Here is an 11,367-nt window from a genome sequence, read left to right on the forward strand (position 1 = left end):
ATGCCCAGGTCCGCTGCGCTCTCGGGGGTGAGCAGCAAGGGCTTGGTCGGTGCCTGCACCATCTGGGCCAGTGTGGTGCTGGGGGCGTTGTCGGTGGAGGCGAAGAGGGAGGTGCTGGCGTTGTCCTGGGGCGGGTCTGTGAAGCCTGGTGTGCTGCCAGGAGCGGGCTGGCTGGCCAGGTCGCCAGGGGCGGGGGCGTAGGCGGCGGCTGAGGGGGCAACTTGCATGGCGCGCGACTGTGCCGGGCCAGCGGGGCGTTGCGTAACTGGGAAGGCTCCTAGCTAGGGACGTTCCTAGCTAGGAATGCCCCCTACATGGGGCGGGACAGCGTGGGCCGTGGGACGTACCGGAAATACGGCTGCAGGACCCATGCAGCTTGCGCAAGATGCTATTAAATCAGGAGCATTCTGTACCCGGAGAATGAATGCGATGAGGCTGCGCGGGTTACAGACTTTTACGCAGACGGTGGGACTGCAGGCGGAATGCGGGGTGCTGGAGTCCCGCCCGCAGGTCTATGGAGAACTGCTGGGGTATTGCAAAGCCTCGCAAGCCAGCCGTAGCAGCTTAGGCGGTGCAGTGTGCGTTCGGGCCAGTCCCTTTTCTTTGTCGCGCGCTTTGTGCGGCTGCGCGCTAGGCCGTGCCGGGCGTGCCCTGACTCCGGCGCATCAGGTCGCCCAGCTCGCGCCGCAGTTTCCAGCTGCTTTTCGGCTTGGCGCTTTCCTTCTTCCTGAGCCTTTGCATAGCGCGACGCAACCCGTTCGGCCGCCCTGGCAGGCGCTTCGGTGGTGGCGAACAGTGCCAAGCCGTGCTGCGGGGTGGGCAAGGTTTGGGCGCGGAACGAGGGCGCGGGTTGGTGCCCTTCGTTTCAATTCAAGAGGCGGGTGTCGCGCCCCCCCGCAAGCTCAGCGCTGCACTATGCCTGCGTATACGCCGTCTTCACCGTCGTGTAGAACTCCGCCGCATACCGCCCTTGCTCGCGCGGGCCGTAGCTGCTGCCCTTGCGGCCGCCAAAGGGCACGTGGTAGTCCACGCCCGCCGTGGGCAGGTTCACCATCACCATGCCGGCCTGGGCGTGGCGCTTGAAGTGCGTGGCGTACTTGAGGCTGGTGGTGGCGATGCCGCTGGCCAGGCCAAAGGGCGTGTCGTTGGCCAGGGCCAGCGCTTCTTCATAGTTCTTCGCGCGCAACACGCTCACCACAGGGCCAAAGATTTCTTCGCGGTTGATGCGCATGCTGGGCGTGGTTTCGGTGAACAGGGCGGGGCGCAGGTAGTAGCCGGGCGCGCCATCCGCGTTTTTTTCCAGCGCCTCGCCGCCAAAGGCAAGCCTGGCGCCTTCCTGCTGACCGATGGCGATGTATTCCAGGTCTTGCGCCAGCTGGCGGTCGTCCACCACGGGGCCGATGTCAGTGCCGGCCTTCCGGGCATCGTCCACCTTCAGGGTCTTCATCTTCTCGACCATGGCGGCCACGAAGCGGTCGTGGATGCCCTCGGTCACGATCACGCGGCTGCTGGCGGTGCAGCGCTGGCCGGTGGAGAAGAAGCCGCTGTTGATGGCCGCACCCACAGCCACGTTCAGGTCGGCGTCGTCCAGCACCACGAAGGGGTTCTTGCCGCCCATCTCCAGCTGCACCTTGGCACCGCGCGGCACGCAGGCGGCGGCCACGCGCTGGCCGGTGCCGACGGAGCCGGTAAAGCTCACGCCCGCAATGCGCTCGTCCTCCAGCAGCACGGCGCCCACTTCGGAGCCACGGCCCATCACCAGGTTGAACACGCCGGCCGGCAGGCCCGCGCGGTGCAGGATGTCGGCCAGCGCCCAGGCGGAGCCGGGCACCACCTCGGCGGGCTTGAACACCACGCAGTTGCCGTAAGCCAGGGCCGGTGCGATCTTCCAGGCCGGGATGGCGATGGGGAAGTTCCACGGCGTGATGAGCCCGATCACGCCCAGCGGCTCGCGTGTGATCTCGATGCCCACGCCGGGGCGCACGGACGGGATCAACTCGCCACCCGGGCGCAGGGCCTCGCCAGCGAAGAACTTGAAAATGGCGGCGGCGCGGCCCACCTCGCCGACGGCCTCAGGCAGGGTCTTGCCTTCTTCGCGGGCCAGCAGGTCGCCCAGCTCGGCCTTGCGGGCGATGATCTCGTTGCCCACGGCGTCGAGGATGTCAATGCGCTGCTGTGGCGTGGAGACGCTCCAGGCCGGGAAGGCCGTATGGGCTGCGGCCACGGCGTCCAGCGCCTGCTCGCGGCTGGCCACTGCGTAGTCGCCGATCACATCGCGCGTATCGCTGGGATTGGTGTTCTGGTAAGTGCGGACGCCATCGGTCCAGGCGCCGCCAATCAGGTTTGCATGCATGGTGGTGAGGTGGTTTGGATCAGGGGTTGAAACAAGGACGGGTCGCCAGAGACCGAGCGGTTGCGGCCGGTGCTCCGAGGCACTGGGCGCAGGCACGGCCACCGGCTGGCGCGGCTTGTGGTGGGTCGCTTCGAGCAATGGGGCAAGCTGCCGGCCGCGCGGGGAAGGAAGCCATGGAAAGCCTTTCGTTGTATGTCATCGTACAACATAAATCGCTGCGATGGTTGGCTGCCAAGGGCCAGCGGGGGTGGCGAGCCCCGCCATCACGGCCGGCGCCACCGGCCGATGTCAGCCCGCCTCGGCCTGCGCGCGCCGGCGGCGCTCGCGGCTGTTGGCCAAGTGCGTGCGCATGGCGGCGCGTGCGCCGTCGGGGTCCTGCGCCACGATGGCGTCATAGATGCTTTCGTGTTCGCCGTTCACGCGGCGCAGGTACTGGCGGCGCTCGTCGTTCAGGGCATCGGTGGCGTCCAGCCGGGCGCGCGGAATGATCATGCTGCCCAGCGTGCCCATCAGTTCCGCGAAATGGCTGTTCTGCGTTGCGCGGGCAATCTCCAGATGGAACTGGAAATCCGCCGCCACCGCATCCCGCCCCGCATCGACAGCCGATGCCACCGCGTTCAGCGCCTCGCGCATTGCCGCGATGTTGGCCTCGGTGCGCCGCTGGGCGGCCAGCGCGGCGGCCTCGGTTTCCACGCCGATGCGCAGTTCCAGCACGGCAATCACATCGCGCAGCGTGCTGACCTGATCGGCGCTGATCTTGAAACCCGGTGCCTGGCCCAGGCCCAGGACAAAAGTGCCGATGCCGTGCCGCGTCTCGACCAGGCCCGAGGCCTGCAGCTTCGAGATCGCCTCGCGGACCACGGTGCGGCTCACGTTGAACTCCGCCATGATGGCCGCCTCGGTAGGCAGCTTGGCTCCCAGTGCCAGGCGGCCGTCGCGGATGCGGTCGCCCAGGGATTCGACCAGTTCCAGGGCCAGGGTGCGGGGCTTGCGGCGAAGCTCGGTATCGGTGCTCATTCTTGGTGTTATCCCTATGTGGCCTCGTGGGCAGAAGCAGTACATTGCCTCATATTTTGTTGTACGACAACTGATGACGTTCAACAAGAGTGTTGTCACTGTACCAAGAACCTCTGCTTTTGTAACCGCCATGCCTTGCCATCCCACGCCCATCCGTTTTTCACGCCTGCTTCTGACGGGCGCCGCAGGGGGATTGGGCCAAGAACTGCGTTCGCGGCTCAAGGCCTACTGCACCACGCTGCGCTTGTCCGACATCGCCGATCTGGGGGCTGCAGGGGAGGGGGAAGAGATCCAGCCCGCCCGGCTGGAAGACGCGGGCGCCATGTTCAGCCTGCTCGAAGGCGTGGATGCCGTGGTGCACCTGGGCGGTGTGTCCACCGAACAGCCGTGGAGCCTGATCCTGCAGGCCAATATCGTGGGTGCCTACAACCTGTACGAGGCGGCGCGCAAGCAGGGCGTCCGGCGCGTGGTGTTCGCCAGCTCCAACCATGTCACCGGCTTTTACCGCCAGGACGAGGTCGTGGGCCTAGCGGACCCGGCCCGACCCGACGGCCTCTACGGCGTGTCCAAGGCCTTTGGCGAAGACCTCTCCCGCTTTTACTTTGACCGCTACGGCATCGAGACGGTGTGCCTGCGCATTGGCTCCTCGTTCCCCGAGCCCAAGAACCGCCGCATGCTGGCCACCTGGATGAGCTACGACGATCTGGAGCGTCTGGTCGTCGCCAGCCTCACCGCGCCGGTGGTGGGCCACAGCATCATTTACGGCATGGGCGACAACACCACCACCTGGTGGGACAACACCCTCGCTCGCCACATCGGCTACCGCCCGCAGGACAGCTCCGAGCCCTTCCGCGCCAAGGTGGAAGCGGCCGACCCGCATCCCGACATGACCGACCCCGCAGTGATCTACCAGGGCGGCCCGTTCGTGCGCACGGGGCCGTTCGATTGATGCAGGCGCTGCACGCACCGCCGCTGCGCCACCGCTGCCTTCATACCGTAAAACCTTGACAACAACCCGTACCGGAGACACACCACCATGATCCTTCGCCGTTTTGCCCTTGCCGCCAGTGCAGCTGCCGTGGCCGCGCTCACGCTGATGTCCCCCGCCGCCCAGGCCCAGTCCATGGTCCTCAAAGCGGCCGATGTCCACCCTGCCGGCTATCCCAATGTGGTGGCGGTGGAAAACATGGGCAAGAAGCTGGAAGCCGCCACGCAGGGGCGGCTGAAGATCCAGACCTTTCCGGGCGGCGTGTTGGGCGGTGAAAAGGAAATGATCGAACAGACCCAGTTCGGTGCCATCAACATTCTGCGCACTTCGCTTGGCCCTGTGGGCACGGTGGTGCCGGAGGTGAATGTGTTCAACATGCCCTTCGTGTTCCGCAGCCAGGACCACATGCGCGCCGTGATCGACGGCCCCATCGGCGACGAGTTGCTGGCCAAGATCAGCGCTTCGCCCGCCAAGCTGGTGGCCATTGGCTGGATGGACGGCGGCTCGCGCAGCCTGTACACCAAGAAGCCCGTGCGCACGCCGGCGGACCTCAAGGGCCAAAAGGTGCGCATGATGGGCAACCCCCTGTTCGTGGACACCATGAACGCCATGGGTGGCAATGGCATCTCCATGGGCTATGGCGAGGTGTTCACCGCGCTGCAGACCGGCGTGGTGGATGGCGCCGAGAACAACGCCCCCAGCTTCTTCACCAGCAACCACTACAACACCGGCGCCAAGTACTACACGCAGACCAACCACCTGATCATCCCCGAGCTGCTGGTGGTGTCCAAGGTGACGTGGGACAAGCTCAGCAAGGACGACCAGGCCCTGCTCAAGAAGTTGGGCCGTGAAGCGCAGATGGAGCAACGCGCCCTGTGGGACAAGAGCGTGGAGGACTACACCGCCAAGCTCAAGGCTGCAGGCGTCGAATTCATCAACGTGGACACCAAGGCGTTTTACGACGCCACCGCCCCGGTGCGCGCCAAGTACGGCGCCAACTATGCGGACCTGATGAAGCGCATCGAGGCGGTGAAGTAAGCGCGGCGAATCACTGCGGTCTTTTGCGTCGTGCGCGGGTGAGCTAGCTCCTGATGGGGTGCCCGCGCCTTTTCTTTCTTCTGGCCTTTCACACCTGCTTGTATGGACCACCCATTTTTGCGCTGGATGGACCGGCTCTACCTGGCCACCATCTGGGCTGCCGGCACCGCCATCTTCTTCATGTCGCTGATCATCCCGTGGGGTGTGTTCAGCCGCTACGTGATGGGCACGGGCTCGCAATGGCCCGAGCCCATCGCCATCCTGCTGATGATGGTGTTCACCTTCATCGGCGCTGCGGCGGCCTACCGTGCGGGTGGCCACATTGCCGTCAACATGCTCACTGAAAAACTGCCTGCTCCGCTGCAACGACTGCTGGCGGTGCTGGTGGATGTGCTCATGCTGGTCATCTGCGGCTTTGTGGCCTGGTATGGCACCAATCTGTGCATTGAAACCTGGGGCCAGGGCATTGCCGAGCTGCCCTGGTTGCCCGTGGGCGCCACCTATGCGTCGCTGCCCATCGGCGCAGCCGTGACGCTGCTGTTCGTGCTGGAGAAGATGGTCTTCGGGCCGCAGAACCACCGGCGCATCGTGCGTTTTGAAGAACTGACGGAAGGCGCCTGATCATGGATACCCTGGTACTGCTGGGCACCTTCTTTGCGCTCATGATGATTGGCGTGCCAATCGCCTATTCGCTGGGCCTGTCGGCCCTGGCCGGTGCGCTGTGGATCGATCTGCCGCTGGACGCGGTGATGATCCAGGTGGCCTCGGGCGTCAACAAATTCTCGCTGCTCGCCATTCCATTCTTTGTGCTGGCCGGCGCCATCATGGCCGAGGGCGGCATGGCGCGGCGCCTGGTGGCCTTCGCGGGCGTGCTGGTAGGCTTCATCCGCGGCGGGCTGTCGCTGGTCAACATCCTGGCGTCCACCTTCTTTGGCGCCATCTCGGGCTCGTCGGTGGCCGACACGGCCTCCATCGGCTCGGTGCTGATCCCCGAGATGGAAAAGAAGGGCTACCCGCGCCCCTTTGCCACGGCTGTCACCGTGAGCGGCTCGGTGCAGGCCATCCTGATTCCGCCCAGCCACAACGCGGTGTTGTACTCGCTGGCGGCGGGCGGCACGGTGTCGATTGCCGCGCTGTTCATGGCCGGTGTGCTGCCGGGGCTGCTCATGGGCCTCACGCTTGCGGCGCTGTGCCTGTTCACGGCGCACAAGCGGGGTTATCCCAAGGGCGAGGTGATCCCCATGCGCCAGGCACTCAAGATCTGCGTGGAGGCGCTGTGGGGCTTGATGACCATGGTCATCATCCTCGGCGGCATCCTGTCGGGTGTCTTCACGGCCAACGAGTCGGCATCGATTGCGGTGGTGTGGGCGTTCTTCGTGACCATGTTCATCTACCGCGACTACAAGTGGCGCGACCTGCCCAAGCTGGTGCACCGCACCGTCAAGACCGTCACGGTGGTGATGATCCTCATCGGCTTTGCGGCAGCCTTTGGCTACCTCATGACCATGATGATGATCCCGATGAAGGTCACGGCCTTCCTCACCAGCATGTCGGACAACAAATACGTCATCCTGGGGCTCATCAACATCATGCTGCTGCTCCTGGGTTGCCTGATGGACATGTCGCCGCTGATCCTCATCCTCACGCCCATCCTGCTGCCCGTGGTCAAGCTGCTGGGCGTGGACCCGGTGCACTTCGGCATGATCATGATGGTGAACCTGGGCATCGGCCTCATCACCCCGCCCGTGGGCACGGTGCTTTTCACCGGGGCTGCCGTGGCCAAGCTGCCGCTGGGCATTGTCACCCGGGCCATGATGCCGTTCTTCGTGGCGCTGTTTGTGGTGTTGCTGATGGTGACTTATGTGCCCGCCATTTCGCTATGGCTGCCGCGGGCGATGGGCCTCTGAACGGATATGGCAGACGCTCTGGTTTTTGTCTCCTGCGCCGACAATGGCGAATTGCACGTACTGCACCTGGCAGCCGAAACGGGGCAGCTGCGCACGGAACAGGTCCTGGCGCTGGGCGGGCAGCTCATGCCCATGGCGCTCAGCCCGGACGGCACCCGCCTGCATGTGGCGCGCCGCAGCGACCCGCTGGCCGTGGTCACCCTGGCGGTGGATGCGCGTGCGGGCCGGGCCGAGGTGTTGAGCGAGGCCGCGTTGCCCGCCAGCATGGCCCATGTGGCGACCGATGGCACGGGGCGCTGGCTGCTGAGTGCCTCCTACGGCGCGGATCTGATCGCTGTGCAGGCCATTGCCTCCGATGGTGTGGTGGTGGCGGGGCGGGAGGCCTCCACGTACGCCACTGGGCGCCACGCCCACAGCGCGCTGGCCAGCCCGGGCAACCGCTTTGTGCTGGCGGCGTCGCTGGGGGGCGGCCAACTGCACCGCTATCGCCTGGACGCGGACACGGGCGTGCTGGAGCCCACGGACCCTGCGGTATTTGCCCTGCCCGCGGGCACGGGCCCCCGCCATCTGCGCTTCAATGCGCGCGGCGACCGCATTTACCTGCTGGGCGAACTCGATGCCTGTGTGCACGTGCTGGCGTGGGATGAAGACACGGGCGACCTGCAACTGCTGCAAAGCCTGCCTACCGTACCGCCCGGCTTCACCGGCATCGCCTGGGGTGCAGACCTGCACCTGAGCCCGAATGGCCGCTGGCTCTACACCAGCGAACGCAACAGCCATACGCTGGCCGGATTCGCAGTGGATGCGGACACGGGCTTGCTGATACCTGCGGGCCATTGGTCCACCCAGTTGCAGCCACGTGGCTTCGCCATCACGCCCGATGGCCGCCACCTGGTGGCTGCAGGCCAGATCAGCCATCGGGTGGGCGTGCATCGGATCGCACCTGCCAGCGGTGCCTTGACCCAGGTGGCCGAGCACGACGTGGGGCTCAACCCGAACTGGATCACCATGCTCCCAATGCAGCCGGATGCCTGATGAGATTGCAGCAACTGACGAAACCGCGCCACCGATGAACCGACCTGCCCTCACCATCCGCATGCACGCGGATGACAACGTCGCCATCGTCGCCAACGACGGTGGCCTGCCTGCAGGCACCGTGCTGCCGCAGGGCGTGCCTGGCGCAGGCCTTGCGCTGCGCGACAAAGTGCCGCAGGGCCACAAGGTGGCGCTTGTGGATATTCCTGAAGGCGGCGTGGTGCGCCGCTACAACGTGCCCATCGGCTATGCGCTCAAAGACATCCCGGCCGGCAGCTGGGTGCACGAGCGCCTGCTGCAGATGCCCTCGGCCCGCGCGCTCGAAGGCCTGCCCATGGCCACGGTGAAAACGCCGGTGCTCGAACCGCTCGTGGGCTACACCTTCGAGGGCTACCGCAACGCCGACGGCTCGGTGGGCACGCGCAACATCCTGACCATCACCACCACCGTGCAGTGTGTGGCGGGTGTGGTGGCGCAGGCCGTGCGCCGCATCAAGGCCGAATTGCTGCCCTTGTTTCCGCATGTCGACGATGTGATCGGCCTCGAACACACCTACGGCTGTGGCGTGGCCATCGACGCGCCGGATGCGGTCATCCCCATCCGTACGCTGCGCAACATCAGCCTGAACCCCAACTTTGGCGGTGAGGTCATGGTGGTGAGCCTCGGCTGCGAGAAGCTGCAGCCCGATCGCCTGCTGCCGCCGGGCAGCTTCCCCATCGTGGACGAGCGCGACCCCGCGCTGGGCCCCGAGGCGGTGTGCCTGCAGGCCGATCACCACGTGGGCTTCATGTCCATGCTGGACGACATCGTGCAAAGCGCCCGGCCACATCTGGAGCGCCTGAACGCCCGCCGCCGCGAGACCATCCCGGCCAGCGAACTGGTGGTGGGCGTGCAGTGCGGCGGCAGCGATGCGTTCTCGGGCGTCACGGCCAACCCGGCCGTGGGCTTTTGCGCCGACCTGCTGGTGCGCGCCGGCGCCACCGTGATGTTCAGTGAGAACACCGAGGTGCGCGACGCCGTGGAGCAGCTCACCAGCCGCGCGGCCACGCCCGAAGTGGCCGAGGCCATCGTGCGCGAGCTGGGCTGGTACGACCGCTACCTGGACCGCGGCCGCGTGGACCGCGCGGCCAACACCACGCCGGGCAACAAGGCGGGCGGGCTGTCGAACATTGCCGAAAAGGCCATGGGCTCCATCATCAAGAGCGGCACCGCGCCCATTGCGCATGTGCTGGCCCCCGGTGAGAAGCTGCGCCGCGACCAGCGCGGCCTGGTGTACGCCGCCACGCCCGCCAGCGACTTCATCTGCGGCACGCTGCAGTTGGCCGCGGGCATGAACCTGCACGTGTTCACCACCGGGCGGGGAACGCCCTACGGCCTGGCCGAATGCCCCGTGGTCAAGGTGGCCACGCGCAGCGACCTGGCGCGCCGCTGGCACGACCTGATGGACATCAACGCCGGCAAGATCGCCGACGGCGAGGCCACCATCGAAGACCTGGGCTGGGAGATGTTCCACCTGCTGCTCGACGTGGCGAGTGGCCGCAAGAAGACCTGGGCGGAGCACTGGAAGCTGCACAACGCGCTGGTGCTGTTCAACCCGGCACCAGTGACTTGATAGGGCTTGATCAGAACTCTCGCTCATCCCGCCAAACGTTCGGGCCGAGCATGTCGAGGCCTTGCAAGGCGCTTCGACAAGCTCAGCCCGAACGGTTGGGGTTTTGGATGCAGATCGGTACGAGACTGTCTGCCCACACCGCAGCCCTGCAGCCCGTCGTCGACGGGCTGTTTCACTTGAGAAAGACGAATCCCAATGGGTCACACCCGATTTTCCGACCGCAAGGTCGTGGTGGCACTGGCGCTGCTGTGTTGCCTGCTCTGGGGCAGCTCCTACCCCGCTATCAAGACCGGCTACGCCTGGTTCGGCATTGCCCGCAACGACATTCCCACGCAGCTGGTGTTTGCCGGCTGGCGCTTTCTGGGCGCGGGGCTGATCCTGCTGGCCTGGGCTGTGGCCACGCGCAAGGCCATCTGGGGGCTGGGTCTTGCGGGCGGGCGGCAACTGGTGGTGCTGGGCCTGGCACAGACCACGCTGCAATACGTGTTTTTCTACGTGGGCCTCGCGCACACCACGGGCGTCAAGGGCTCCATCATGAACGCCACCGGCACGTTCTTCAGCGTGCTGCTGGCGCACTGGGTCTATCACAACGACCGCCTCAGCCACGCCAAGCTGTGGGGCTGCGTGGTGGGGTTTGCGGGGGTGATGGTGGTGAACCTTGGGCGCGGCACGCTGAACATGGACTTCACGCTGCTGGGCGAAGGTTTTGTGGTGATAGCCGCCTTCGTGCTGGCCGCTGCCAGCATCTACGGCAAGCAGGTGTCGCAGCGCATGGACTCGGTGGTGATGACTGGATGGCAACTGGGCATTGGCGGGGTCGCGTTGCTGGCCATCGGGTGGGGCCTGGGCGGATCGCTGTCGGGTTTTACCTGGGGCTCCAGCGTGTTGCTGTTCTACCTGGCGCTTTTGTCATCGGCCGCGTTTTCGCTGTGGAGCGTCCTGCTCAAGCACAACCGGGTGAGCCAGGTCACGGTGTTCAACTTCACCGTGCCGGTGTTTGGCGCGGCGCTGTCAGCGCTGTTTTTGGGTGAGGCGCTGCTCGAATGGAAGAACCTGCTGGCCCTGGTGCTGGTGTGCGCGGGCATCTGGCTGGTGACACGGGAGGCGCCTGCCAGGCCCGCTGCGACGGCGGCGGGAGGTACGCACCGAAGGGTTTAGCGCTTTTTCGGGCTCCAGCGCTTGTGGTTCAAGCGCAAGCAGCTATGTTTTCAGGAGCGTTTCGCGTGTGGGTGCCGCAGGTGCCTCGTTCCGCAGATGGGCCTGCACCACGTCTGCCAGCCAATCCATCACCACCCGCACGCGCTTTGGCAAGTGGCGGCGGTGGGCATACAGCAGCGTCACGGGCATGGGCGGGGCAGGGTGGCTCGGCAGCACCTCCACCAGCAGGCCCCGGTCGATCAGCTCGCGCACGCCCAGC

Annotated in this window: 9 protein-coding genes and 2 pseudogenes; 7 read left to right on the plus strand and 4 right to left on the minus strand. The window is 66.0% G+C overall.

What is annotated here, in order from left to right:
* The 3 genes and pseudogenes from MRY84_RS13285 to MRY84_RS13295 form a co-directional block, all read right to left on the minus strand.
* Positions 1 to 227, minus strand: a pseudogene (locus MRY84_RS13285) (hypothetical protein); the annotation flags it as partial.
* Between the two features lie 686 nt (positions 228 to 913).
* On the minus strand, positions 914 to 2,353 hold the full coding sequence (locus MRY84_RS13290) for an aldehyde dehydrogenase family protein (protein WP_291506192.1): 1,440 nt from the start codon (positions 2,351 to 2,353) through the stop codon (positions 914 to 916).
* Positions 2,354 to 2,641: 288 nt separating this feature from the next.
* A complete protein-coding gene (locus tag MRY84_RS13295) occupies positions 2,642 to 3,370 on the minus strand; it encodes a FadR/GntR family transcriptional regulator (protein ID WP_291506193.1) in 729 nt (242 codons plus the stop codon).
* A gap of 130 nt (positions 3,371 to 3,500) precedes the next feature.
* On the opposite strand from MRY84_RS13295, the gene MRY84_RS13300 reads away from it, so the two are divergent.
* From MRY84_RS13300 to MRY84_RS13330, 7 genes are all read left to right on the plus strand, one after another.
* Positions 3,501 to 4,319 (plus strand): NAD(P)-dependent oxidoreductase, encoded by an 819-nt coding sequence (locus tag MRY84_RS13300; RefSeq protein ID WP_291506194.1) that lies wholly within the window; start codon positions 3,501 to 3,503, stop codon positions 4,317 to 4,319.
* Positions 4,320 to 4,406: 87 nt separating this feature from the next.
* Entirely contained in the window at positions 4,407 to 5,396 is a 990-nt protein-coding gene (locus MRY84_RS13305) for a TRAP transporter substrate-binding protein (protein ID WP_291506195.1), read from the plus strand.
* 102 nt (positions 5,397 to 5,498) lie between these two features.
* Complete coding sequence (locus MRY84_RS13310; protein ID WP_063458920.1) at positions 5,499 to 6,017, plus strand: TRAP transporter small permease; 519 nt, start codon at positions 5,499 to 5,501, stop codon at positions 6,015 to 6,017.
* Positions 6,018 to 6,019: 2 nt separating this feature from the next.
* Positions 6,020 to 7,303, plus strand: coding sequence for a TRAP transporter large permease (locus MRY84_RS13315; RefSeq protein WP_291506196.1), 1,284 nt, complete (start codon positions 6,020 to 6,022; stop codon positions 7,301 to 7,303).
* Positions 7,304 to 7,309: 6 nt separating this feature from the next.
* A complete protein-coding gene (locus tag MRY84_RS13320; protein WP_291506197.1) occupies positions 7,310 to 8,338 on the plus strand; it encodes a lactonase family protein in 1,029 nt (342 codons plus the stop codon).
* A 34-nt stretch (positions 8,339 to 8,372) separates the two neighbouring features.
* The gene (gene garD / locus MRY84_RS13325) at positions 8,373 to 9,950 is read left to right on the plus strand and encodes a galactarate dehydratase (RefSeq protein ID WP_291506198.1); all 1,578 of its coding nucleotides are present in this window, start codon (positions 8,373 to 8,375) and stop codon (positions 9,948 to 9,950) included.
* Positions 9,951 to 10,145: 195 nt separating this feature from the next.
* Complete coding sequence (locus MRY84_RS13330) at positions 10,146 to 11,108, plus strand: DMT family transporter (RefSeq protein ID WP_291506199.1); 963 nt, start codon at positions 10,146 to 10,148, stop codon at positions 11,106 to 11,108.
* Positions 11,109 to 11,150: 42 nt separating this feature from the next.
* On the opposite strand, the pseudogene MRY84_RS13335 reads toward MRY84_RS13330, so the two are convergent.
* Positions 11,151 to 11,367, minus strand: a pseudogene (locus tag MRY84_RS13335) (hypothetical protein); the annotation flags it as partial.

Source organism: Acidovorax sp., from assembly GCF_022763525.1.
In the GTDB taxonomy this organism is placed as follows: Bacteria; Pseudomonadota; Gammaproteobacteria; order Burkholderiales; family Burkholderiaceae_C; genus Acidovorax.

Coding starts and splice junctions, on each gene's coding strand:
- MRY84_RS13300 (WP_291506194.1), top strand. CDS start 3,501: ATGCCTTGCCATCCCACGCCCATCCGTTTTTCACGCCTGCTTCTGACG.
- MRY84_RS13320 (WP_291506197.1), top strand. CDS start 7,310: ATGGCAGACGCTCTGGTTTTTGTCTCCTGCGCCGACAATGGCGAATTG.
- MRY84_RS13310 (WP_063458920.1), top strand. CDS start 5,499: ATGGACCACCCATTTTTGCGCTGGATGGACCGGCTCTACCTGGCCACC.
- MRY84_RS13290 (WP_291506192.1), bottom strand. CDS start 2,353: ATGCATGCAAACCTGATTGGCGGCGCCTGGACCGATGGCGTCCGCACT.
- MRY84_RS13295 (WP_291506193.1), bottom strand. CDS start 3,370: ATGAGCACCGATACCGAGCTTCGCCGCAAGCCCCGCACCCTGGCCCTG.
- MRY84_RS13330 (WP_291506199.1), top strand. CDS start 10,146: ATGGGTCACACCCGATTTTCCGACCGCAAGGTCGTGGTGGCACTGGCG.
- MRY84_RS13305 (WP_291506195.1), top strand. CDS start 4,407: ATGATCCTTCGCCGTTTTGCCCTTGCCGCCAGTGCAGCTGCCGTGGCC.
- MRY84_RS13315 (WP_291506196.1), top strand. CDS start 6,020: ATGGATACCCTGGTACTGCTGGGCACCTTCTTTGCGCTCATGATGATT.
- garD (WP_291506198.1), top strand. CDS start 8,373: ATGAACCGACCTGCCCTCACCATCCGCATGCACGCGGATGACAACGTC.